The 24,056-nt window shown below is 74.9% G+C and carries 17 protein-coding genes; 11 read left to right on the plus strand and 6 right to left on the minus strand.

Annotated elements, in window-relative coordinates; all coding sequences use genetic code 11:
* Positions 1–90: 90 nt before the first annotated feature.
* Complete coding sequence (locus ACZ402_RS11510) at positions 91–930, minus strand: MerR family transcriptional regulator (protein WP_375824959.1); 840 nt, start codon at positions 928–930, stop codon at positions 91–93.
* Positions 931–1,003: 73 nt separating this feature from the next.
* Here ACZ402_RS11510 and ACZ402_RS11515 point away from each other — a divergent pair, with 73 nt between their 5' ends.
* Positions 1,004–3,382, plus strand: a complete 2,379-nt coding sequence (locus tag ACZ402_RS11515) for a S9 family peptidase (RefSeq protein WP_375824960.1) — start codon at positions 1,004–1,006, stop codon at positions 3,380–3,382.
* On the plus strand, positions 3,346–4,335 hold the full coding sequence (locus tag ACZ402_RS11520; RefSeq protein ID WP_375824961.1) for a hypothetical protein: 990 nt from the start codon (positions 3,346–3,348) through the stop codon (positions 4,333–4,335). Before ACZ402_RS11515 ends, ACZ402_RS11520 begins: the two co-directional genes overlap by 37 nt.
* Before the next feature lie 18 nt (positions 4,336–4,353).
* On the opposite strand, the gene ACZ402_RS11525 is transcribed toward ACZ402_RS11520, so the two are convergent.
* Entirely contained in the window at positions 4,354–4,998 is a 645-nt protein-coding gene (locus ACZ402_RS11525; RefSeq protein ID WP_375824962.1) for a zinc ribbon domain-containing protein, read from the minus strand.
* 243 nt (positions 4,999–5,241) lie between these two features.
* Here ACZ402_RS11525 and ACZ402_RS11530 point away from each other — a divergent pair, with 243 nt between their 5' ends.
* From ACZ402_RS11530 to ACZ402_RS11545, 4 genes are all read left to right on the plus strand, one after another.
* On the plus strand, positions 5,242–5,544 hold the full coding sequence (locus tag ACZ402_RS11530; protein ID WP_375824963.1) for a hypothetical protein: 303 nt from the start codon (positions 5,242–5,244) through the stop codon (positions 5,542–5,544).
* Positions 5,545–5,673: 129 nt separating this feature from the next.
* The gene (locus tag ACZ402_RS11535) at positions 5,674–7,494 is read left to right on the plus strand and encodes a hypothetical protein (RefSeq protein ID WP_375824964.1); all 1,821 of its coding nucleotides are present in this window, start codon (positions 5,674–5,676) and stop codon (positions 7,492–7,494) included.
* The gene (locus ACZ402_RS11540) at positions 7,479–7,901 is read left to right on the plus strand and encodes a hypothetical protein (protein WP_375824965.1); all 423 of its coding nucleotides are present in this window, start codon (positions 7,479–7,481) and stop codon (positions 7,899–7,901) included. Before ACZ402_RS11535 ends, ACZ402_RS11540 begins: the two co-directional genes overlap by 16 nt.
* Entirely contained in the window at positions 7,898–8,587 is a 690-nt protein-coding gene (locus ACZ402_RS11545) for a hypothetical protein (protein WP_375824966.1), read from the plus strand. Before ACZ402_RS11540 ends, ACZ402_RS11545 begins: the two co-directional genes overlap by 4 nt.
* Positions 8,588–8,597: 10 nt before the next feature.
* Here ACZ402_RS11545 and ACZ402_RS11550 read toward each other — a convergent pair whose 3' ends face one another.
* Positions 8,598–9,515 (minus strand): diacylglycerol kinase catalytic domain-containing protein, encoded by a 918-nt coding sequence (locus ACZ402_RS11550; RefSeq protein WP_375824967.1) that lies wholly within the window; start codon positions 9,513–9,515, stop codon positions 8,598–8,600.
* 2 nt (positions 9,516–9,517) lie between these two features.
* Positions 9,518–10,588, minus strand: a complete 1,071-nt coding sequence (locus ACZ402_RS11555) for an SPFH domain-containing protein (RefSeq protein WP_375824968.1) — start codon at positions 10,586–10,588, stop codon at positions 9,518–9,520.
* 94 nt (positions 10,589–10,682) lie between these two features.
* Here ACZ402_RS11555 and ACZ402_RS11560 point away from each other — a divergent pair, with 94 nt between their 5' ends.
* The 4 genes from ACZ402_RS11560 (at position 10,683) to ACZ402_RS11575 (ending at position 15,171) form a co-directional block, all read left to right on the plus strand.
* A complete protein-coding gene (locus tag ACZ402_RS11560) occupies positions 10,683–11,534 on the plus strand; it encodes an NUDIX hydrolase (protein WP_375824969.1) in 852 nt (283 codons plus the stop codon).
* Positions 11,535–11,598: 64 nt separating this feature from the next.
* Positions 11,599–13,356, plus strand: a complete 1,758-nt coding sequence (locus tag ACZ402_RS11565; protein WP_375824970.1) for a hypothetical protein — start codon at positions 11,599–11,601, stop codon at positions 13,354–13,356.
* A gap of 224 nt (positions 13,357–13,580) precedes the next feature.
* On the plus strand, positions 13,581–14,867 hold the full coding sequence (locus ACZ402_RS11570; protein ID WP_375824971.1) for an inorganic phosphate transporter: 1,287 nt from the start codon (positions 13,581–13,583) through the stop codon (positions 14,865–14,867).
* A gap of 25 nt (positions 14,868–14,892) precedes the next feature.
* Positions 14,893–15,171, plus strand: a complete 279-nt coding sequence (locus ACZ402_RS11575) for a hypothetical protein (protein ID WP_375824972.1) — start codon at positions 14,893–14,895, stop codon at positions 15,169–15,171.
* Positions 15,172–15,259: 88 nt separating this feature from the next.
* Here the strand turns inward: ACZ402_RS11575 and ACZ402_RS11580 are convergent, their stop codons facing one another.
* Complete coding sequence (locus ACZ402_RS11580) at positions 15,260–16,312, minus strand: LacI family DNA-binding transcriptional regulator (RefSeq protein WP_375824973.1); 1,053 nt, start codon at positions 16,310–16,312, stop codon at positions 15,260–15,262.
* A gap of 23 nt (positions 16,313–16,335) precedes the next feature.
* Positions 16,336–17,550 (minus strand): glycoside hydrolase family 3 N-terminal domain-containing protein, encoded by a 1,215-nt coding sequence (locus ACZ402_RS11585; RefSeq protein WP_375824974.1) that lies wholly within the window; start codon positions 17,548–17,550, stop codon positions 16,336–16,338.
* Between the two features lie 399 nt (positions 17,551–17,949).
* Between ACZ402_RS11585 and ACZ402_RS11590 the strand changes: the two genes are divergently transcribed.
* Positions 17,950–23,976 (plus strand): DUF5979 domain-containing protein, encoded by a 6,027-nt coding sequence (locus ACZ402_RS11590; protein WP_375824975.1) that lies wholly within the window; start codon positions 17,950–17,952, stop codon positions 23,974–23,976.
* Positions 23,977–24,056 lie beyond the last annotated feature (80 nt).

Here is a 24,056-nt window from a genome sequence, read left to right on the forward strand (position 1 = left end):
CACCCGCTTCACCAAACGCGCCGCCTACTACCGCTCCGAACTCACCATCGCCGCGATCATCCTCTGGCTCCGCGATTCACCGGACACGCCCTAGGACAGCCTCGTGGCAGGCCCGACGGTGAGGGCGACGTCCGCGACGACGGCGTCCGGCTCGTCGGACCACGGGACGGCGTACACCTCGCGGGACGGGGCGTGCGCCTGCCCCGTCGCGACGCGCAGCGCGTCGAGGTACCCGACGATCTGCGGGAACCGGCAGTCGCGCGACGGCACCTCGACGTACGCCTCCGTGCGTGCCGGGTCCTCGCGGAGCACGACCGGCCCGGCGGGGACGACCGCCCCGCGGTACGGGACGCACGCCTCGACCCGCCCGGGGACGTCGCGGCCGACGGGCGAGTGGTAGATCACCCAGTGCGCCGCGCCCGCCTCCGCCCCGGCCGCGGCGAGGTGCGCGCGGATGGTCAGCAGGTCGGCGCTGAACGTGGGGACGAGGTCGTCCTGGGTCGTGGACGACGTGATCGTGGCGACCGTGCACGCAGGGACCTCGCGCCATCGGACCTCGGCCTCCCCGCGCCCGGTCGCGAGCGCACGCGCGAGCTCCTCCGCGGTCGCGCGCTGCTCCGCGAGAGCCCGCTGCCGCTCGTCCCACCAGCCGAGGAGGACGTCGCGCACGTCGCGCGGGTCGGCGTCGAGCACCTCGGGGACGCGCGCGAGCGGCACGTCGATCCGGCGCAGGAGCGCCAGGGCGCGGCCCCGCTCGACCTGCTCGGGCGCGTACGCGCGGTAGCCCGTGCGGGGGTCGACGCCGGCCGGGACGAGGAGGCCGTTGGCGTCATAGAGCCGCAGCGCCTTGATGGACAGACCCGACGCGCGCACCATCTCGCCGCTCGTGAGCGTCTCCGCCGTCGGGCGGTCCCCCTGCTCCTGCGTCACGCGTCGAGCGTAACGACGGGAACAGCTCGTGCCACGGCGACGGCGTGGCGCCGGGCGGCACTACCCTGGCCAGATGCCTGACGACCTCACGCAGACCGCCACGCCGCCGACCCCCGCGGAGCGGGAGGATCCGGCGGCGCCCGTCGCGCCCCGCCGCCCGGCGCCGCGCACGCACCACGGGGAGACCGTGGAGGACGACTACGAGTGGCTGCGGGACAAGGAGTCGCCCGAGGTCGTCGCCCACCTGGAGGCCGAGAACGCGTACACCGAGGCGCGGCTCGCGCACCTCGAGCCGCTGCGCGAGCGGATCTTCGAGGAGATCAAGGCGCGCACGCTCGAGACGGACCTGTCCGTGCCCGTGCGGCAGGGCGCGCACTGGTACTACGCGCGCACGGTCGAGGGCTCGCAGTACCCGATCCGGGCGCGCGCGCCGATCGACGCGAGCCTGGGCAGCGACGCGCCGTCGTCCTGGGTGCCGCCCGTCCTGGAGCCGGGCGTGCCCGTGCCGGGCGAGCAGGTGCTGCTCGACGACAACGTCGAGGCCGAGGGCCACGACTTCTTCTCCCTCGGGTCGTTCGACGTGTCGGTCGACGGGGCGCGGCTCGCGTACGCGGTCGACGTCGTCGGCGACGAGCGGTACACCCTGCGCATCCGCGACCTCGGCACGGGCACGGACCTCGTGGACGAGGTCCCCGGGACGTTCCCGGGCGCCGTCTTCTCCCCGGACGGGCGGTACGTCTTCTACCCGACGGTCGACGACGCGTGGCGGCCCTGGCGCGTGTGGCGCCACGAGGTGGGCACCCCGGCGACGCAGGACGTCGTCGTCTTCGAGGAGCCCGACGAGCGCTACTGGGTCGGCGTGGGCGTCTCGCGCTCGCAGCGGTTCGTGCAGATCGACGTCGGCTCGAAGATCACGTCGGAGACCTGGCTGATCGACGCCGCCGACCCGACCGCCGAGCCGCAGGTCGTGTGGCCGCGCCGCGAGGGCGTCGAGTACACGGTCGAGCACGCCGTCCTGCCGAGCACGTGGTTCCCCGCGGTCGAGCACGAGGAAGATGGCGGAAAGGCCGGGAGGACGACAGCGACGTCGGGTTCGGCGGGGGAGCGGCGCGACGTGCTGCTCGTGCTGCACAACGACGGCGCGGAGAACTTCGAGCTCGTCGTGACCCGGGTGCCCGACGGCGGGGCGTCCGCCGGCGGTGGGCCCGCGGGCCCGGGGGACGCGACCGTCGTCGTGCCGCACGACCCCGAGACCCGGCTGGAAGGGGTCGACGCCTTCGCCTCGCACCTCGTCGTCTCCTACCGGCGCGACGCGCTGTCGCGGGTCGGGGTGATCGACCTCGCGTCGGCCGAGCCGCCGCGCCCGGCGGGCCTGCCGACCCCGATCCGCACGGGCGACACACCGGCACCCTCGGGCGACCACTGGCACGTGCACGAGGTCGCGTTCGACGAGCCGCTGTACACCGTCGCGCTCGCCGGAAACCCCGAGTGGGACCAGCCGAACGTGCGCCTGTCGTACGCGAGCTTCGTCACGCCGTCGACCGTGTACGACCTGCGCGTCGAGACGGACGAGCTCACGCTGCTCAAGCAGCAGCCCGTGCTCGGCGGGTACGACGCCGCGGACTACGTGCAGCGCCGCGAGTGGGCGACGGCCGAGGACGGCACGCAGGTGCCGGTCTCGCTCGTGTGGCGGCGCGACGCCGTCGGGCTCGACGCGACGGGCACGGGCGCCGAGCCCGCGCCGCTGCTGCTCTACGGCTACGGGTCGTACGAGATCAGCATCGACCCGGGGTTCTCGATCTCGCGCCTGTCGCTGCTTGACCGCGGCGTCGTGTTCGCCGTCGCGCACGTGCGCGGCGGCGGTGAGATGGGCCGCCGCTGGTACGACGAGGGCAAGACGCTCACCAAGCGGAACACGTTCACCGACTTCGTCGCGGTCGCGCGCCACCTCGTCGACGCGGGCTGGACGAGCCCCGAGCGCCTCGTCGCGCAGGGCGGCTCCGCGGGCGGGCTGCTCATGGGCGCGGTGACCAACCTCGCGCCCGAGCTGTTCGCGGGCGTGCTCGCGCAGGTGCCGTTCGTCGACGCGCTCACGTCGATCCTCGACCCGTCCCTGCCGCTCACCGTCGTCGAGTGGGACGAGTGGGGCGACCCCCTGCACGACCCCGAGGTCTACCAGTACATGCGCACGTACACGCCGTACGAGAACGTGCCCGACGACGCGTCGCACTACCCGAGGATCCTCGCCGTGACGTCGTTCCACGACACGCGCGTGCTGTACGTCGAGCCCGCGAAGTGGGTCGCGCGGCTGCGTGCCGCGGGGGCACCCGCGCTGCTCAAGATCGAGATGCACGCCGGCCACGGCGGCGTCTCGGGCCGGTACGAGGGCTGGCGCGAGGTCGCGTACGAGGACGCGTGGGTCCTCGACGTGCTCGGGCTCGCGGGGCGGTGACGGGCTCGACGCCCGACCCGCGGACCGCGCGCGACGCGACGCCCCCGGGGACGGCGGCGCTGCTGCTGCGCCCGGTCGGCTACCTCGCGATCGGGCTGGTGTGGACGGCGATCGGGCTGTTCGTCGTCGGGCTGTACCTCGCGGTCGCGGCGTACGGGCTGTTCGAGCCGCCCGCGGACCAGGAGCCGTGGGCCGAGCTCGTGGCCTCGCCCGACGCCGTGCTGGGCCGGCTCGCCGTCGTCGCGCCGATCTTCGTCGTCCTCGCCGGGCCGGTCGCCTGGTACCTGTCATGCGCGACCTGGCCGCTCGCGGCGCTGTCCTTCGTGTACGCCGGCCGGGCGCTGCGGCCCGCGTACCGCGGCGACCGGCTCTCGTTCACGAGCCACGTCGCGCCCGGCACGACCCTCGGCCCGCCCGTGCCGGGTCCGGTCGCGATGTCGCTCCAGCCGCAGCGGCGCTCGCGGTTCACGGACACCCTCATGCGTTTCTACGCCTGCGGCTGGAACCTGGACTTCCGCGAGTTCTGGCCCGCGGTCCCGGCCGGGGTCGCGTGGGCCCTCGCGAGCACCGGGGCGTCGACGGCGCTGCCGTCGGGCTGGCGGGTCGGGCTCGTCGTGGCCGCCGTCCCGTTCGGGTTGTGGTCCGTGGTCGCGCTGCGCCGGGCCTGGACGTGGCGGTTCCACCGCGAGCGCGCGCGCCTGGCGGCGCGGCGCCGCCTCGAGCGGCACGGCGACCAGTACCGGATCGACCCGCGCGTCGTCCGCACGCGCCCGCAGTCGGCGGAGCACCGCGCGCGCGTCGAGGCCGAGCGCGCCGCGGCGCGCAGCGCGCAGGACCACCTGACGAGCCTGTCGAGCGACGCCATCGGCGAGCGCCGCGAGGCCGTGCTCCGCGCGCGCCGGGACCGCGAGGCGCGCGAGCGCTCCCAGGACGACGACCCGAGACGAGGCTGACGTACGGGTCGGCGGTGGTCAGGTGGCCTGCGGGCTGCCGCACTCCGCGCAGAAGCGCGCGCCGGCGGCGTTGGCGGTGCCGCACTCGCGGCATGCGGCGACCTGCGCGAGGCGCTCGCCGCACTCGCCACAGAACTTGCCGCCGTCGACCTTGGCCGAGCACGACGGGCACTGCGTGACGACCGGCGTCCGCAGGTCCGCGCCGCCGACCAGGTCGGTCGTCCGGAGCTGCTCCTGCAGCTGGTAGCGGCGCGCCTCGGCCTGGAGCTGGGCGAGCTCCTCCGCCTGCTGGGGCGAGCAGCGCACGCACTGCCCGACGGCGTCGTTCCAGCAGACCTCGTGGCACATCCAGTCGCCGCAGCCGTGGCACTGGCGGAAGGCGTCGCGCACCTCGCCGACGGCGGCGTCGAGCGCCTTGTCCTTCGCGGACGAGTTGGTCTGGCGGTCGGCGGCCCACGACCCGGCCGCGTACGACAGGTCGGCCACCTTGCCGCCGAAGAACCGGCCGGCGGCCTGGACCAGGCTGCTGCCCTTGGCCACGAGGTCCGCCTGGTACGCGGACCGGTACCCGTTGCCGCACCGCTCGCACCGGAACTCGAACTGGTAGCCGCCCGCGTTCGACAGGTCGCGGACGTTGTCGGTGAAGGCGATGGGCGCGCTCATGGCAGGGACCTCGGTAGGCTCGGGGGCGGCGTCCCCGCAGGCCAGGCCCGCGGGAGGGGGACGTCATGGGAATCCCATGACCGCAGCGATGCTACCCACGGACCCTCGTCGCCCGGACGGATCACCCGGGTGAAATCGGGGCAGACCGCCGTCGGGCCTCGCTGTGGACAGTACGGCCGCGGAGGCGACCCGCTGGATACGATCGGGCCGGTCTCGACCAGGTTCACGTGGCAGGGGGATGCCGTGGGGTATGCGATCGACCCCGACGCCGTGCGCGTCGCGGGGCAGATGGTGGGTCAGCTCGTGGTGACAGGCGTCGCGCGGACGTGGAGCGGCGCCGACGGCTGCGGCGCGGAGCAGGTCGCGACGGCGATGGAGGAGCTCCAGACGTGGTTCCGTGCCGAGTGGGCGACGCTGGAGGACGATCTGCTCCGGTCCGAGCAGGACGCGCGGTACGCGGCGGCCGTGCTGGGCGCAGCGGACGACGCCGCCGCCCGCACGGCGAGGGCCACCGCGGTGGTGTCCGGCGCACGGAGGCCGGTATGAGCGCCTGGGGGCTCTGGCGGCCGGGCGACGGTGATCTCGACGGGCTGAGCAGCGCAGCCTCCGTGCTGCGGGGATCGGTCGACCAGGCGGTGGTGTGCGGGACGGAGGCCTCGCGCGACGGTGCACACGGTGTGGACGGGTCCGGCCAGCGAGGCGTGGTCGACGGCGCTCGCGGCCGCGGCGGCTCGTGCGGCGACGCTGGGTGACGTCGCGCAGACGACGGAGCGAGAGGTCCGCAACTACGTCGCGGAGGTCGAGGGCGTCCGCGACACGCACGCGAAGGCCGTGTGGCGCATGAAGGACGTGTGCGCCGACGCCGCGCGAGCGGGCGTGTCGTGCACGTTCGACCTGGACACGGGGCGCGTGGAGTGCGTCGAGACGGCCGGACACTCGGGCGGTGGGGTGTGGCGGAGCTCTGTCGCCGGTCCGCAGCTGGCCCTGGTCGGCGCGACCGCGTTCGAGATGCGGCTGATGGACGAGCTGTCGGTGATCGCCGAGCTCGCGGAGCGCCGTCGAGAGCTCGACCGGTCCCTGCGGGACGCGGTGCTGGGGGCGATCCCGTCGGGCTGGTCGGCACGGCGGGCGACGTTCGAGGCGGCCGGGGTCACGGACCCGACGGAGATGACGCCGCGGACGTACGCGGTGCTGCTCGCGGACCGCGTCGTCGAGGTCGGGGGTGAACCTCTGACGCCGGCCGATGCCCAGGAGCTCTCGGCGTTCCTCGCCGAGCACTCGGCCGACCGTGTCGCCATGGACGCGTTCTTCCGCGAGCTGGGCGGTGCGGGTGCGGTCCGGCTCTCCGCGTCGCTCGAGACGGCGCTCGACGACTCGCACCGTGATCGTGACCTGTCGTGGCAGCTGCTCGCCGAGCTGGGGATCGGGTTGCGTGACGGGCTCGCGGCGGCGTCGGTGCAGTGGGGGCCGCGGGTGGCCGATCCGTTCGCCCGGGACATGATGGCGGTGGGTGAGCCGGGGGCCGTGGCGTTCCTGCTCTCGGGTCCGCCGTTCGTGGGTGCGGCGCTGGCGGCTGCGGTCGCCCGGGAGGTCGACGTGGCCGAGCGCGAGGGTCGTTCGTTGCCGGCGTCGGGGCACACCGACCTCGGGCAGATGGCGTGGGGGCGCTCGACGTTCGACCTGGCGGGGCGGGCGTTCGAGTCGTTGGGCGCGCACCCGCAGCAGGCGGCCGACTTCCTGGACGACCCGGCGGACGGGCGGGCGCGGATCGAGTACTGGTTCGCGGACCGGTCGTGGATCGCGGCGGACTGGGAGGGGCCGTTGGCGTTGTGGGACGGTGCGCAGCGGGCGCCCGGCGGGCCGGCATGGGTACCGCCGGACGGCGTGTGGGACGTCGACGCGCTGGAGGCCGCGGCGGGGCGCAACAGCCGGATCTTCGATGCGTTGTGGAGCAACACGTCGTTCCAGGCGGAGTCGGTCTCCGACCGGGCGTCGGTCGCGCTCGCGGGAGCGCTCGCGCCCGACCTGCTGTACCAGCTCGAACAGATCCAGTTCTCTGAGGCGCTCGAACAGAAGACCGTGCGGGACGGGGACAAGGGTCCCACGGTGGGGGATACGGTCGAGGTCTCTCCGTTCTGGGCGGGCGGGGTGTCGCGCCCGGTCCCGCTCGTGGGGTGGGACGCGTACGCGCACGTGGTGGGGATCGCGGGGTCGCGCACGGGCGGTGCCAGCGTCCTGGACGCGACGGCGCGGACGTACACGGACAGGCTGTGGGCCGTGACGGGGCACGACGAGCTGCTGTTCGGCAAGGCGACCCAGCGCGTGGTGGCGATGGACGGGTTCGTCACCGGCGCGGTGGACAAGGCGGAGATGGGCGTGGCGCGGCGGGTCGACGAGCGGGTGGCGCGGGACGTCGCGGCCGTGCAGGCGCTGGTCTCCTCGATCCCGCTGCCCGGCCCGAGCGGGCTCGTGGCTCGGGGATGGGCCAGGCGTTGAGCGGCCCGGCGGCGTGGATGGTCGACGGCGGGACGATGTACGGCGTGGGGTCGGTGCTCACGGCGGCGGGGCAGCAGGCGCAGAGCGCCAACGAGCTGGAGGCGCTCCTGGCGACGCGCGCCAGCCGGGACGCGTCGCGCGACGCGATGGAGCAGGAGCTGCTGCGTGCGGCGATGGACGTGTACGGGATGGGGGACCCGCCACGGTTCGAGCCGGACGACGACTCCGAGTGGAACCGGACCTGGGCCGAGGTCCTGGTCAAGCAGGGTGCCGTCACGGCCCAGACGATCGAGGAGTCGCACGGGCAGTGGATGGCGGCGTACGGGTACGGGCGGCTGGAGAACCCTCCACCGATGGCGGCGCCCGAGGTGGCGGACGAGACCGAGACGCGGGAGGAGGCCGGATGAGGCTCGCGAGGCGCGGTGTGGCCGCTGTGGTCGTGGCCGCCGGGGTGCTGGTGGTGTCGGGGTGCGGGGAGCCGAGCCCGACGGTGATGGAGTCGCCGCGGATCGTGTGGCAGGACGGGAGGGCGCCGGACTCGCCTCTGGAGGCAGACCCGTGGGTGCAGGCGATGCGGGCACGGGACCTGGGTGTGTCGATGGCGTGGAACTCGGGGGACTTCACGATCCGGCAGCTGACGGACTACGAGTCGGACGAGGATGTGGCCCGGATAGTGGAGTACTACGTCGTGCAGGGTGACGACCCGTCGGTGGACGTGGGGCCGATGCCGTTCGAGCCGTTGGCGGTGACGGAGCTTCCGGACGGGTCGGCCGCGGCGGTGCGGGCGTGCTTCCTGGAGAAGAGCATGTCGGAGCATGCGACGGAGCCGTGGATCTATGACGTGTTCGGTGAGCCGGAGCTGGTGGCGACGATCGGCGTGTGGTACCTGGGGTTCGAGGAGGGGACGGGTGAGCGGCACCGGTTGGACTCGGACGATCCGCGGATCGAGGAGTTCGACGAGTCGGTGACCGATGGTGAGGACGAGGAGTGTGACCCGGAGTCGGTGCCGTTCGGGTTGTACGACCCGGAGCCGCAGCTGCCGGAGGCGCCGGTGACGAAGCCGGTGCGGGCTCCGCTGGTGGACGGCGCGTGAGGCGCGCGGGTCAGGGGCGGACGAGCCGGAGCGGGGTGTCGGCCGTGCGGACCGTGACGGTCTGGCCCCAGGAGGCGACGAGCCGGTCGTCCTCCACGCCGTCGCCGAACACGACGAGACGGTCCGACGCGACCGTGAGCGCGACGTCCGTGCCGTCCTCGACGACGCCCTCCGTGAGCGTGACGCCGGTCGCCGGCGAGGGCCACGCCTCGCGCACGAACCAGCCGAGCCGGTGTTCGGTGCGCCCCGGGGCCCGGCGGCCGCCGCGGTCGTGCGCGAGCGACGCCCACCAGCCCGTCGCGCCGGTGCCGGTCGCGACGAGCACGCCCGACGACGACTGCCGCTCCTCGCCGGCCGCGCACCGCAGCGTGTAGCGCGCGCTCTGGTGGCTCGGGTGCCCGACGAACACCTCGTTGAGCGCCGTGAGGTGCTGCCCGTCGTCGAGGTCGGCACGGACCATGGTGAGCGCGTCGACGGGCAGGACCGCCGTGGGGTCGGGCGCGCCCGCGGGGGCGTCGCCACCGAGCCCGCGGAGGAGGGCCGTGGCGGCCCCCACCGAGTGCCGCACGAGCACCCCGGGGTTCACCCCGGGCTCGGGATCGATGCCCAGCACCGGCTGCCCGCGCAGGTACTTCGCGACGTTCGCGACGAGGCCGTCCTGCCCGACGACGACCACGACGTCCTCCGGCGCGAGGAGGAACCGCGACAGGTCGGCACGCTCGACGTCCGCGCGGGCCCAGCCCGCGGGGAGGGCGGCCACGACGGCGTCGCGCGCCGCAGCGAGCGCGTCGTGCCGTTCCTGGACCTCGGCGAGCGACCGGCCGCGCGAGCGGAGGAAGAACTCCGCCTGGCCCCGGGTCCCGTGCCGGTCCAGCAGGTCGTCGAGCTCCGTGCGGCGGTGCACGACGACGGCGCGTCGGCGCAGCACCGTCAGGCCGCCTTCCCGGTCGTCCCCGACGCCGTGCCCGACCTCGTGCCGTCCGGTCCGCCGTCGGGCCCGCCGAGCACGCCGCCCAACAGCGAGCCGAGCACCCCCGTCAGGAGGTCGGGCGTGATGGTGAGGTTCTGGACGTCGGGGAGCGAGCCGGCCGCCTCGCGGACCGCGAGCGCGAGCAGCGTGCCCTGCCCGGCGCTCGCCCAGACGTCCATGCGTGCCTGCTCGGCCGCGGCCTCGGCGGCGCCGACGACGCGCACCTGCTCGGCCTGCGCGTCGGTCGCGAGCCGCGCACGCTCGGCGGTCGCGCGGGCGTCGACCAGCGCGGCGGCGGCCTTCTCCTCGGCCTCGCGCCGGGCGTTCGCGCCGTCCTGGGCGACGAGGCGCTCGCGGCGCGTCGCGAGCTCGATCTTGCTCGCCAGCTCGTTCTCGGCGATCGCGCGCTCGCGCTCGACGGCGAGGGCCCGGCGCTCGTACGTCGCGCGGTCGGCCTCGGCCTGCACCTGCTCGCGCGCCGGCGTCTGGAGCGCGCGCTCGACGTCCTTCTCGGGGCGGACGGCGAGCACCTGGACGCCGACGACGACGATGCCGGTCGCCGTGAGGCGCGGGTCGGTGGCCAGAGCGTCGGTGAGGACGTCGCGCACGCGCGGCACGCCGGCCGTGAGGGCGTCGGCGAGGGGCATCGCGGCGAGCGCATCGGCGGCCCGGCTCTGCGCGAGCCGCCCGACGATGCTCGTCACCTGGTCCCGGCCCGCGGTGCTCGTCTCGCCGCTGCCCGGGTCGACGGCGAAGTCGAGGCGCTGCGAGACGGTCACGGGGTCCGCGAACCGGTAGGTGACCCCGGCCTGGACGGTGACGTCCTGGTGGTCGGCGGTCACGGCGTGGAAGAAGACGGGCAGCTCCTGGTCGTCGACGGGGACCTCCGAGAGGACCGACGTCGTCGGGCGGAACCAGAACGCCTGCCCCACGCCCTCGTGCGCGACGCGCCCGCGGCGCAGGTGCACGACGTGGCCCGTGGGGCTGCCGAGGAAGTGCCGGGTCCACGGGTAGGTGCGGATGGTGGCCATGGTCGCTCCAATCGTTATCGTCATCCTGACGATAACGACGCTAGACCGCGGGAGGGTTCTCGTCAACCTGACGCTAATGTGCGACGATGGCCGGATGACCGAGCCCGCGAGCCCGACCCCCGACGTCCCGCCGACCGCCGCTCTGCTGCCCGTCACCGTCGACGTCGTCGCGCTCACGGTCCGCGACGACGCCCTGCACGTGCTCCTCGTCGAGCGCGGGGTCGAGCCGTTCCGCGGCGCGCTCGCCCTGCCCGGCGGCTTCGTCCTGCTCGGCGAGGGCCTCGCGCGGGCGGCACGGCGCGAGCTCGCGGAGGAGACCGGCGTCCGTCCGCCCGGTCACCTCGAACAGCTCCGCACGTACGGCCCGCTCGACCGAGACCCGCGCGGGCCGGTCCTGTCCGTCGCGTACCTGCTCCTCGCGCCCGAGTTCGGCGTCGTGGAGGCGGGGTCCGACGCCGGGGGAGCGGCCTGGCACGCCGTCGAGCCCCTGCTCGCGGCGACCCCGGGCGGGCCGACGGCGTCGGGCGACCGGGCGCCGTCAGGCACCGGGCTCGCGTTCGACCACGCGCGGATCCTGGCCGACGGCGTCGAGCGCGCCCGCGCCAAGCTCGAGTACTCGGCGCTCGCGACGGCGTTCTGCCCGCCTGAGTTCACCGTCGCCGACCTGCGGCGCGTCTACGAGGCGGTGTGGGGCGTGCGCCTCGACCCGCGCAACTTCTCCCGCAAGGCCACGACCACCCCCGGCTTCCTCGCCGACACCGGCCGCACGACGTCGGGCGGCACCGGCCGCCCCGCGACCCTCTACCGCGCCGCGCCGAACCCGGGATCTCTCCCCACGACCGGCCCGGCCCGGGGAGCGACCCCGGGTTCGGCGGCGGACCCGGACGACGCCCCGGCGAGCGTGCCCGCCGTCCTCGACCCGCCGCTCATGCGTCCGCGACGGTGACCGCCGGGGCGCCCGGGGAGAACTCCCCCTCGACAGGGGCGCGCGGCTGAGTACGCTCGCGCGCATGTCGACCTACAGCTACTGGCGCAGCGACCAGGGCAACATGCAGGCCCTCTCGGACGAGCTCGCCGCGCAGGCCGCGATGGCGCGGTCGCGCGAGGCGTCGCTCAACCGGCGCCTGCGCTCGCTCGAGGGCGACCTGTCCAGCCGCGTCGAGGTGCTCACGCGCCTCGTCAACGCGCTCATCGAGCTCGGCGAGGTGCGCGAGGAGCTCGCGCTGTTCACCCCCGCCCGACGCGCCCGCGACGCGGCGCGCGCCCTGACGCGCGCGGTCGTGACGGGCGATGGCGACGTGTCGCACCTGCGGCGGTCGCCCGACCTCGCCGACGTGCCCGGCTACTGGCTCGTGCCCGCGGCGCTCGCCCTCGCCGAGCTCCCCGCGGGCCGGCTCGACGCGGAGGCGGCGCAGGAGGCGCTGCTGCGCGACCGCCGTCGGGCCGCGACCTACCTCGTCGCGGTCTGCGCGCTCGTCGGGCAGCCCGGCCTCGCGCGCGAGTGGATGCCCTGGGTGCTCGACGCCCCCGTCCTCCCCGCGGCCGGCTGGGGGAGCGCCGACGGTGCGCCGGAGGCGGCGCCGGAACGCCCCGGCGAGACGCTGGACGAGGTCCTCGTGACGGCCTCGGAGCGGGCGCTGTGGCGCGCGGCGGCCGCGGGGCACCTCGGGGACGACGGCGTCGCGGTCGTCCGCGCGGCGCTCGCCGAGCGCGTCGCCCTGCTCGACGACGACGCGCACGCCCGCTGGCGTGCGCGGCTCCTCGAGGCGGCGCCCGCGCTCCCCGGGAGCGGGGACGACTGGGGCTCGCCCGAGGTCGGGGCGGCCGACGGGTCCGGCACGCGTCGCCGGGCCGCGGCGCCCGACGCCCTGCCGCTCCTGCGGTCCTGGACCGCGTGGTCGCGGGCCGTCGTCGCAGGGGAGGTCGCCCTGCCCGCGGCGGCACCCGGTCCGCTCGCCCTCGGGGCGTCGTCGGGCACCACCGGCACCACCGGCACCACCGGCACCACCGGCACCGCTGCGACGCCGAGCGGCGCCACGGCCCCGGGCGCGGCGCTGCTGCGGGTCGTCGGGTCGCTCGTGAACGAGGGGGCGCCCGTCGAGCGGGGCCTCCTCGAGCGTGCGGAGCTGCTGGCCGACCGCGTGGGGCGCGCGCCCGAGGACGACGGCCCGGAGTGGGACGCGTCCGCGGGGACGCTCGTCGACCTGCTCGTGGACGACGCGCGCGGCACCGACCCGGGGCTCGCGGCGATCGCGGCACCGCTGCTCGTCGACGACCTGCGCGTCGCGAGCCACGCGCGGGCCTCCGAGCTCGCGGCGACCCCGGCACCGTCGCGCGTGCTGCGCCTCGCGGGCCGGTCCGTCACCGTCACGCCCACCGACGACGGCGCGTCGCCCGCCGCGACGGCGCGGGCGGAGCTCCTCGCACGCCCCGTCGACGGGGTGTCGTGGGGCGTCGTCGGCGGGGTCGGGGCGATCGCCGTCGCGACGCTCGTGCTCGGGATCGTGGTCGCGCCGGCCTGGTACGCGGTGGCCGTCGTCGCGGCGGTGGTCGCGGCGTGGCAGTGGTTCTCGGGCGAGCAGCGCGCGCGGGACCAGCGCGCGGCGGCGCGGGCGAGCGCGGAGCGGTTCGACAGCGAGCTGGCCGAGGCGCGCACCGCCGTCGCGGCGGAGGCGGAGCGCGCGCGGACGCAGCGCGAGGCGGTCGCGACCGTCGTCGACGACCTCGACGACGCCCTCGCCGACCTGGGCGCACCGGCCGCCGCCTGACGCGCCCGACCCGGGTCCGCCCGGGCTCCCGCCGACGGCCCGCCGGGCGCCGCGCCAGGGCCGGACCACCCGCGCCCGCGGGCCGTCCGGCCCTGCCCGGCACCTGCTCGAACAGACCCTCGTCGGCCGTTCGAACAGCCGCTTCGAACGCCGGATGAACTGTCGGTGAACAGTGGCCGAAGAATCCACAGGATGGTCGAGCGCGCGGCGGGGATGACCCCACCATGGACGACGTGACCGAGACGCTCCTGCTGGTGCTCGTCGTCGTGACCGCACTGGCCTTCGACTTCACCAACGGCTTCCACGACACGGGCAACGCGATGGCCACCTCCATCGCCACCAAGGCCCTCAAGCCCAAGACCGCCGTCGCCCTCTCCGCCGTCCTCAACATGGTCGGGGCGTTCCTCTCCCTGGCCGTCGCGGCGACCATCGCGAAGGGCCTGGTCGACGCGAACGTCATCACCCTCGAGGTCGTCCTCGCGGGGCTCGTGGGCGGCATCACCTGGAACCTGCTGACCTGGCTGCTCGGCATCCCGTCGAGCTCGTCGCACGCGCTGATCGGCGGCGTCGTGGGCTCTGTGCTCGCGGCCGTCGGGACCCAGGGCGTCATCTGGAGCGGCGTCGCCGCGAAGGTGCTCATCCCCGCGCTGCTCGCCCCGCTCGTCGCGGTCGGCGTCGCGAGCGTCGGCACGTGGGCCGTGGCCCGCCTCACGCGCGACGTCCCGGAGGACGTGTCGACCCGCGCGTTCCGCTGGGGCCAGGTCGGCTCCGCGTCGCTCGTCTCGCTCGCGCACGGCACCAACGACGCCCAGAAGTCGATGGGCATCATCCTGCTCGCGCTCATCGCGGCGGGCGCCGTCCCGGCCGACTCGAGCGTGCCGTTCTGGGTGATCCTCTCCTGCGCGTCGTTCATGGCGCTCGGCACCTACCTGGGCGGCTGGCGCATCATCCGCACGCTCGGCAAGGGCCTCGTCGAGATCGACACCCGGCAGGGCATGGCCGCCGAGACGTCGTCCGCGGCCGTCATCCTCATGTCCGGGCTGTTCGGCTACTCGCTCTCGACGACGCACGTCGCGACCGGCTCGATCCTCGGCTCGGGCGTCGGCATGCCGGGCGCCAAGGTCCGCTGGGGCGTCGCGGGCCGCATGCTCGCCGCGTGGGGCCTGACGCTCCCGGCCGCCGGCCTCGTCGGCGCGGCCTGCTACGGCATCCAGCACGGGATCGGCGGCGCGGCCGGCACGGTCGTGGTGTTCGCGATCCTCGTCGCGACGTCCGTCGCCATCTGGGTCGCGTCGCGCCGCAAGCCCGTGGACCACAACAACGTCAACGACGCCTGGGAGGAGGGCGCGGTGGACGCCGGGCTCGAGACCGAGGTCGTCGAGGCGCGGGAGGCCGCGCTGGAGCGTCGCCTCGACGCGGCCGACCCGTTCACCGACGGCGAGCCGCAGGCCGCCCGCGCCACGAACCCGACCGTGACCGCACCCGCCGCGCGCCAGCGCGCGAGCGTCTGACCCCGGCAGCCCGGAGGAGAGAACCGTGTTCGTCGAGATCGACTCGCTGCTCAAGGTCGTCGTCGCCGGCCTCGTCGTCGGCGCGGGCCTGCCCGCCCTCTTCGCGCTCGGGGTCCGGCTTGCCGCCGGCCGCGCCGTGCCCGTGGAGGTCGGCACCCCCGACGGCCGCTTCACGTCCGACGGCCGGACCGTGCGCGTCGAGCGCGCCACCCGCGGCCGCCAGGTCGGCGCGCTCGTGTGCTTCGCCGTCGTCGTCCTCGCGATCGCGGGCGGCATCGCCTTCGTCGCGGGCGGCGGTCACTGACCCGCGCTCCCCGGCCCCGCTGAGCGCCTGACGTCGTCGCGGTCGGACCGGTTCGACCTCGACCCTCGCACGCGCGCAGCGAGCGGAGTCAGGCGGAGTCGCGCACCACGAGGCTCGGGTCGAACAGGACGGAGCGCGCCCCGGCCTCCGGGTCGTCGATCTGGGCGAGCAGGAGTCGCGCCATCTCCGCCGCCATCTCCTCGACGGGCTGACGCACCGTCGTGAGCGGGGGGTGCGCCTGGTGCGCGACCGTGGAGTCGTCGAAACCGACGACCGCGACGTCCTCCGGGACGCGCCGCCCGGCCTCCTGCAGGACCGTCGACGCGCCGTCGGCCATGAGGTCGCTCGCGCCGAACACGCCGTCGACGTCGGGTCGCGCCGCGAGGAGCTCGCGCGCCGCGGCCTCGCCGCCCGCCCGCGTGAAGTCGCCCTCGACGACGAGCGGCTCGGGGAGCCCCGCGGCGCGCACCGCGTCGAGGAAGCCGTCGAGCCGGGCGCGCGCGAAGGGGACGTCGGACGGCCCGGCGACCGTCGCCAGCCGCGTCCGGCCGCGCGCCACGAGGTGCTCGGCCGCGAGCCGCCCGCCCGCCGCCTGGTCGAGGTCGACCCAGCTCACCCCGGCCGACTCGTCCGCCCCGTCGAGGTGCGTCGAGAGCACGACCGGCACGGGCAGCGCGGCGAACCGCGCCGGGAGCGGGTCGCCGGAGCTCGACGTGATGAGCAGGACGCCGTCGACGTGGCCCTGGCGCACGTAGCGCACGACCTGGTCGTGCGCGGGCGGGTCGGCGGGCAGGATCGCGAGGTGGATGTCGCGCGGGAGGAGCACCTGCTGCGCCCCGGCCGTGACCCGGCCGATGTACGGGTCCGTGAACAGGCGCTCCAGGAACGGGCTGGCGTGCGGCCGCTCCGTCGGCTCGGAGACGACGAGCGCGACCGACCCCGTGCGCCGCGTCACGAGGGTGCGCGCCGCGAGGTTGGGGACGTATCCCGTCTCGTCGATCGCCTGCTCGACGACCTCGACGATCGCCGGGTCGACCGTCGGCACGCCGTTGATCACGCGGGACACGGTGGCGCGGGAGACGCCCGCGACGGCGGCGACGGCCTCGAGCGTCGGGCGGGGGGCGGAGCGACGGGCAGCCATGGCGTCAGTTATACCGCCCGGGCTCAGCGCAGACGCTCCTTCGCGGCGAGCACGCGGACCACCGCCGCGTCCACCTTGGCGGCGAACGCCGGGTCGGTCGTCGCGCGCTCGACGACCGCCGCCACCATGGGCTGCACGACGCTCGGGTCCGCGGACGCGAGCACCATGTCGCCGCCCGCGTCGATCGTCAGGAGCGCGCGGTCGGCGGGCGACCACGCCTGCACCTGCTGCGCCGCGGACACGTCGTCCGTGATGACGACGCCGTCGAACCCCAGGTCGCCGCGCAGCATCCCGTCGACGACGACGGGCGAGAACGCCGCGGGCAGCGACCCGTCGATCTGCGCGTAGACGGCCGTGGACGTCATGACGAACGCGGCGCCCGCCTCGATGCCCGACGCGAAGACGGCGACGGACGGGTCGTCGCGCGTCGTCACGTCGTCCGTGACGCCCGCGTCGGTGTCGGTGTTCTCGGTGACGCGGCCCAGCCCCGGGAAGTGCTTGATCGTCACGTCCACCCCGGACGCCTCCATGCCGGCGCTGAAGGCGTTCGCGTGGGTCGTCACCGTGTCCGGCGTGAACCCGTAGCTCCGCTGGAAGTACCCGATCGGCGGGTTCTGCGCCGCCGTCCCCTCGGGCACCAGGTCCATCACCGGCGCGAGGTTGAGGTTCACGCCGGCCGCCGCGAGCTCGCCGCCCCAGGTCGTGGCGTCCGCCTGCAGCGTCGCCGGGTCGAGCGCCGCCTGGTCGGTGGCCGTGGGGATCTGCGAGAACCCCGGACCGCGCAGCACCTGGACGTAGCCCCCCTCCTGGTCGGTCGCGACGAACAGCGGCGTGCCGTTCGTGGTCTCGGGCGAGACGAGCGTCGTGAAGCCCGCGACGAGGTCCGCCGTCGGGCCGGTGCCCGCCTGCGAGCGCCCGGCGAGGAACACGTTGCCGACGTGGAGCTGCGACACCGCGTCGTAGCTCACCTGCTGCGGGTCGCTCACGTCGACGCCGACCATGAAGAGCTGCCCGACCTTCTGCTCGAGCGTCCACCCGGCCAGCGGGTCCTCGGGCGGGGTGGACGGCGTCGGGGGAGTGCCCGACGGCGACGGCTCGGGCGAGGCGCTCGGCGCGCCCGACGACGACGGGGCCGGGGCAGGGCCCGGGCGGGTGAGGTACCACGCGACCGCCGAGACGGCGGCGAGCGTGGTGAGGACGGCGACGACGATCCAGGTGGTCCGGGCACGGGTGGTCACAGAGCTGGCACCTCCAGCGGCCACCGTAGCCCGGGTCCGCTCGACGGGCGGAACCTGCCGCGGCGCGACATGATGCCCGCACGGGTGTCGCGTCCCGGGGCAACGGCGCGCCGGGACCGCGCCGTAGACGACGTCACCGACCCTGGAGCCCGGCATGACCCCTCGCCCGCGCCAGCGCCGCCTCGACTGACGATCACCGACCCGACGACCGACACCCGACCTGGGTGCCGGTCGTCGGGTCGGCGGGGCGGTCCAGCGCGAGGAGCGGGACGAACGCCCCCGCGCGGAGACGAGGATCACAACGCAGACTGCGTCATGGGGGAGCACGCACGACGTCTCAGAAGGCGAGGATGGTGCCCGGGGACCGGGCGGCGTCACCCGTCGGACCAGGAGCCATGCATGTCTCGAGGTACCTGCACCCGCACGCTCGACCCCCTGCGTCGTGTCGTCGCAGCCGTCACCGCCGCGACGCTCGCGCTCGCCGGGGCCGTCGTGCTCGTCACCGGGCCCCAGGCCGCACCCTCGTTCGCCGCGGTCGGGCAGTGCCCCGACCCGGGCCAGTTCCCCGGCATCGGGAACCTGCCCCCGAAGTTCACGGACAACAACGTCTCGGTGTATGCCGGGGGAAACTTCCTCGCCACGGGGTCGGCGTCGGAGGCCGAGGGCGTGCTGGTCGTCGGCGGGGATGCGACGTTCAACCGCACGCTCAGCGGGAACTCGTTCAACGTCGGCACGGTCGGGGCAGGGTCTCAGATCGCGCCGGACCCCGGCACGGTCATGCTCCACGTGGGCGGCACTCTCGACGTGGTCGCACCGACGAACGTGATCGTGGGCGCGGGCTACCAGGACCAAGGCGGCGGTGACGTCCAGGTCGGCGCGGCGAAGACCGGTGCAGGGACGGTGGACACGAACGGCGGGGAACTGCGGCCGAACCTCGGCGCTGCGACCGCGCTCGCGCCGTTCGGCGACTTCGGCGACCAGGTCACCCAGGCCTCGACGGCGTTCGCCGGCCTGACCGGGACACCCGCCACGGTGACGGGCAACATCGCGACCTTCGACGGCTCGGCGAGCACCGACCTGCACGTGTTCACGGTGGACGCCGCGGCGCTCAACGGCGTGAACACGCTCAACTTCGACGGGTTCGCTGACGGCTCCCCGATCGTCATCAACGTGGTGGGCGGCCCGGTCGACTTCCAGCCCAACTACTTCGCCGCGAACAACGTCCGGTTCGACGACTTCGCCAACCCGAACTTCGGCAACTGGGCGTCGCGGATCATGTGGAACTTTGTCGACGCCGACGCGGTCCAGCTCGGCCCGGCGGGGGCGGCGCAGTTCATGGGGTCGGTCATGGCACCGGCGGCGGACGTCCAGCTCTACAACCACATGAACGGGCGGGTGTACGTCGGCGGCGACCTCACGTTCGGCGGCGAGGGCTCGCAGAGCGGCCTGGGGATCCACAACTACCCGTGGATCGGTCCGGGGCCGTTCAACTGTGTCCCGACCTCCAGCTTCGTCGTGCAGAAGACGGTGACGGGCGCCGCCGCGGCGGACGTCCCGGCCGGGACGGTGTTCACCGTCCACTACTCCTACGTCACGCCGGCACCGGACAGCGAGACCGGCGAGGGTGACCTCGAGGTCCCGCTCAACGGCAACCTCGTCCCGGGCCCGGACCTCCCCGTCGGGACCGTCGTGACGGTCTCGGAGCCGACGTTGCCGACCGTCCCCGGCGTGTCGTGGGGGTCGCCGGTGTTCCGCGTCAACGGTGACGTGGTGAGCGATCCCACCTCGTTCACCGTCGTCGACGGTTCGATGATGACCGTGTCGGTCGTCAACACGGCGAACGCCGGCGGACCGGTCGGTGGGTTCTCGGTGCAGAAGGCTCCGCTCCAGGGCAACGCGGCGGGCGCCGTCGACCCCGCGACGGAGTACCAGGTCGACTGGGCGGCGACGCTCCCCGACGGGGCGACGTACGACGGCGACCTGACGGGCACGCTCACCGTGCTCGCGGACGGCGCGGTCGTCGACGGCCCGCAGGATCTGCCGGTCGGCACGACCGTGACGTTCACGGAGGTGACCCCGGACCCGGTCGACGGCGTCGTCTGGGGGACGCCCGTCGTCGAGCCCTCGACCGTGACGGTCGGGGAGGGCCAGAACACGTTCGTCACGGTGACGAACACCGCGACCACGCACGTCGGCGGGTTCACGGTCGTGAAGATCGTGGACGGCAACGCCGCGGGGCTCGTGCCCGACGACACGGCGTTCACCGTGACGTGGACGGCGGAGATCCCGGCGGGCGTCGTCTACGACGGCGAGACCGAGGGGCAGGCGGTGGTCCTCGCGGACGGCACCCCGTACGCCGGTCCCGTGGACCTCCCCGTCGGGACGGTCGTCACGTTCACGGAGGTCGCGCCGCCGGCGATCGACGGCGTCGTGTGGGGCATGCCGTCCATCACCCCGACCGAGCTCACGGTGGGTCAGGGGCAGCCGGCCGTCGTCCAGGTGACGAACACCGCGAGCACCGTGAACGGCGGGTTCACGCTGGAGAAGGAGCTCCTCGGCAACGCGTCGGGTGCGGTGCCGGGCGGCACGGCGTTCCTCGTGGACTGGGCGGCGACGCTCCCGTCCGACGTGACCTACGGCGGCCCGCTCGTCGGCACGCTGACCGTGCTCGCGGACGGGACCGTGGTCGACGGGCCGCAGGACCTGCCGGTCGGGACGGTCGTCACGTTCGCCGAGCAGACGCCGCTGCCCGAGATCGACGGCGTCCAGTGGGGGAGCCCGATCGTCTCGCCCGAGTCGCTCGTCGTGAGCGAGAACGGCGGGCAGCCCGTCGCGGTGACGATCACGAACGTCGCGACGTCCGTCGTCGGCGGGTTCTCGCTGAGCAAGGCGCTCGCGGGGAACGCGGCCGGCGCCGTGCCGGACGACACCGAGTTCCTCGTGGACTGGACGGCGGTGCTGCCGACCGGCGTGACGTACGACGGCGACCTGTCCGGGACGCTGACCGTGCTCGCGGACGGGACCGTGGTGGACGGCCCACAGGACCTGCCCGTCGGGACCGCCGTGGCGTTCTCCGAGCGGACGCCGCTGCCTGCGGTGCCGAACATCGTCTGGGGTGAGCCGTCGTTCACCCCGGGCGCCGAGATCTTCATCACCGAGAACGACGGCGCTCCCGTCGCGATCACCGTGACCAACACGGCGACCAGCACTGTGGGCGGCTTCGCGGTCGCCAAGGACGTCGTCGGCGACGCCGAGGGCCTCGTGCCGGGAAGCACGCCGTTCTCGGTGACGTGGGCCGCGACGCTGCCCACCGGCGTCACGTACGACGGCCCCCTCACGGGGACGCTGACCGTCCTCGCGGACGGGACCGTCGTGGACGGCCCGCAGGACCTCCCGGTCGGGACGACCGTGACGTTCTCCGAGACGTCGCTCCCGACGATCCCGAACGTCGTCTGGGGCGACCCGTCGTTCGATCCCGCCACGCTGACCGTCACGGAGACCGGGGACACCCCGACGCTCGTGACCGTGACCAACACGGCGTCGAGCGTCGTCGGCGGCTTCACGCTCCAGAAGGACGTCCAGGGGAACGCGGTCGGGATCGTGCCCGACATCACGACCTTCACGGTCACCTGGACCGCGGTCCTGCCGCCGGACGTCGCCTACGACGGTCCGCTCACCGGCACGCTGACGGTCCGGGCCGACGGGACGGTCGTGGACGGTCCGGCGGACCTCCCCGTGGGCACCGTGGTGACGTTCGCCGAGCAGACCCCGCTGCCCGAGGTCGGCGACGTCGTGTGGGGCCCGCCGTCGTTCACGCCGGCCCAGCTCACCGTCACGGAGAACGACGGCGAGCCCGTCGCGGTCACGGTGACGAACACCGCGAACGCGGTCGTCGGGTCGTTCGGCGTCGCGAAGGCGCTCGCGGGGAACGCCGCCGGGCTGGTGCCTGGCGACACCGCGTTCCTCGTGGACTGGAGCGCCGACATCCCGGACGGCGTCGACTACGACGGCGACACGTCCGGCACCCTCACCGTCCTCGCCGACGGCACGGTCGTCGACGGCCCGACCGACCTGCCGGTCGGGACGGTCGTGACGCTGAGCGAGCAGACCCCGCTCCCGGAGGTCGACGGCGTCGTGTGGGGTACGCCGTCCTACGACCCGGGGACCACGGTCACCATCACCGAGAACGCCGGCGCGCCCGTCGTCGTGACGCTGACGAACACCGCGACCACGGTGGACGGCGGCTTCTCGGTCGCCAAGGCGCTGACCGGGAACGCGGCCGGGCTGGTGCCCGGTGACACCGCGTTCCTCGTGGACTGGTCCGCGGTGCTGCCCGACGGCGTCACGTACGCGGGCCCGCTGACCGGGACGGTGACCGTGCTCGCGAGCGGGGCCGTCGTCGACGGCCCGCAGGACCTCCCCGTGGGGACCACGGTGACGTTCACCGAGCGCACCCCGCTGCCGTCGGTCGACGGCGTGGTCTGGGGCGTGCCGTCCTTCGCTCCCGCGTCGACGATCGTCGTCGTGGAGAACGGGGGCGACACCGTCACGGTGACGGTCACCAACACGGCCTCGACGGTGGACGGCGGGTTCACGGTGGCCAAGGCCGTGACCGGGAACGCGGCGGGCCTCGTGCCGGACGACACCGAGTTCGTCGTGGGCTGGAGCGCGGCCCTCCCCGAGGGCGTGACGTACGACGGCGACCTGTCCGGCACGCTGACGGTGCTCGCGGACGGGACGGTCGTGGCCGGTCCGGCGGACCTGCCGGTGGGCACGGTCGTGACGTTCACGGAGCAGACCCCGCTGCCCGAGGTGCCGAACGTGGTCTGGGGCGCCCCGGCGTTCACGCCGGGGGCCGAGGCGACGATCGTCGAGGGCGCGACGGGCGTCGAGCTCACCGTGACGAACACGGCGACGAGCGTCGTGGGCGGGTTCGCCGTGCAGAAGGCGCTCGCGGGCGACGCGGCGGGGGTCGTGCCGGGCGACACGGAGTTCCTGGTCGACTGGACCGCGGTGCTGCCCGAGGGCGTCACGTACGAGGGCGACCTGTCCGGGACCCTCACGGTGCTCGCGGACGGGACGGTCGTGGACGGCCCGCAGGACCTGCCGGTGGGGACGGTCGTGACGTTCGCGGAGCAGACGCCGCTGCCCGAGGTCCCGGGCGTGGCGTGGGGTGAGCCGAGCCTCGACCCCGAGGGTGCGCTGACGATCACGGAGAACGACGGCGAGCCGGTGGCGGTGACCGTCACGAACACCGCGGACACCGTACTCGGCACGTTCACCGTCGCCAAGGCGCTCACCGGCGCCGCGGCCGGCGCGGTCCCGGAGGGCACGGCGTTCACCGTGACGTGGTCGGCGACCGTGCCCGACGGCGTCGTGTTCGACGGCCCGACGAGCGGCACGCTCACCGTCCTCGCGGACGGGACGGTCGTCGACGGGCCTGCGCTGCCGTACGGCTCCGCCGTGACGCTCGCCGAGCCGACGTTCCCCGACGTCCCCGGGATCGCGTGGGGCACGCCGTCGTTCGACCCGGCCACGGTCGTGGTCGGGGACGCCGATGCCCCGGTGGCGGTCACGGTGACGAACACGGCGGTCGCGCAGGCCGGCGGGTTCACCGTGCACAAGGAGGTCGGCGGCGACGCCGCGAGCCTCGTCCCGGCCGAGACGGCGTTCCAGGTCGACTGGACCGCCGTGCTCCCGGCCGGGGTCGAGTACGACGGCGCCACGGAGGGCACGCTCACCGTCCTCGCCGACGGCACCGTGGTCGCCGGGCCGCAGGACCTGCCCGCGGGGACCGAGGTGACGTTCACCGAGCGCACCCCGCTGCCGGAGGTCCGGGGCGTCCTCTGGGGCGAGCCGACGTTCGCGGTGGACGGCGTGGCCGTCGACCCGGCGACCCTCACGGTCGTCGCGGGCACCGCGGTCGCGGTCACCCTGACCAACACCGCGAACGACGCGCACCTCGTCGGCGGGTTCGCCGTCCCCAAGGTCGTCACCGGGAGCGCGGCGGGCCGGGTGCCCGACGACACCACGTTCACGGTCACCTGGACCGCGGACGTCCCGGGCGGGACGCTCTACGACGGCCCGACGTCGGGGCGCCTCACGGTCCGCGCCGACGGCACGGTCGTCACGGGCCCCGCGGACCTCCCCGAGGGGACCGTCGTGACGCTCGGCGAGGTCGACCTGCCGAGCATCGACGGCGTCCGGTGGGGCACGCCGGTCTTCACGGTCGACGGCGAGCGCACCACCGGGCTGACGGTCGCCGTCGGCGAGCTGGCGGACGTGACGCTCACCAACACGGCGAGCACGACCGGGGGGCTCGCCGTGACCGGCGCGACCACGGGCGGGCTCGTCGGCCTGGGCGCGCTGCTCGTCCTCGGCGGGGCCGCGCTGCTCGCCGTGACGAGGCGCCGCCGGACCGCCTGACGGGCGGGACGCGGTCGCGCACCGCGACGCACGACGGGCCGGTCACCCCGCGGGGTGACCGGCCCGTCGTCGTCCCGCTC

The organism is Cellulosimicrobium sp. NPDC030954, assembly GCF_055571305.1.

Excerpts from the sequence above, each read along its gene's own strand:
- ACZ402_RS11515 (WP_375824960.1), top strand. The coding sequence starts at position 1,004 with ATGCCTGACGACCTCACGCAGACCGCCACGCCGCCGACCCCCGCGGAG.
- ACZ402_RS11525 (WP_375824962.1), bottom strand. The coding sequence starts at position 4,998 with ATGAGCGCGCCCATCGCCTTCACCGACAACGTCCGCGACCTGTCGAAC.
- ACZ402_RS11540 (WP_375824965.1), top strand. The coding sequence starts at position 7,479 with ATGGGCCAGGCGTTGAGCGGCCCGGCGGCGTGGATGGTCGACGGCGGG.
- ACZ402_RS11545 (WP_375824966.1), top strand. The coding sequence starts at position 7,898 with ATGAGGCTCGCGAGGCGCGGTGTGGCCGCTGTGGTCGTGGCCGCCGGG.
- ACZ402_RS11555 (WP_375824968.1), bottom strand. The coding sequence starts at position 10,588 with ATGGCCACCATCCGCACCTACCCGTGGACCCGGCACTTCCTCGGCAGC.
- ACZ402_RS11560 (WP_375824969.1), top strand. The coding sequence starts at position 10,683 with ATGACCGAGCCCGCGAGCCCGACCCCCGACGTCCCGCCGACCGCCGCT.
- ACZ402_RS11565 (WP_375824970.1), top strand. The coding sequence starts at position 11,599 with ATGTCGACCTACAGCTACTGGCGCAGCGACCAGGGCAACATGCAGGCC.
- ACZ402_RS11570 (WP_375824971.1), top strand. The coding sequence starts at position 13,581 with ATGGACGACGTGACCGAGACGCTCCTGCTGGTGCTCGTCGTCGTGACC.
- ACZ402_RS11580 (WP_375824973.1), bottom strand. The coding sequence starts at position 16,312 with ATGGCTGCCCGTCGCTCCGCCCCCCGCCCGACGCTCGAGGCCGTCGCC.
- ACZ402_RS11590 (WP_375824975.1), top strand. The coding sequence starts at position 17,950 with ATGTCTCGAGGTACCTGCACCCGCACGCTCGACCCCCTGCGTCGTGTC.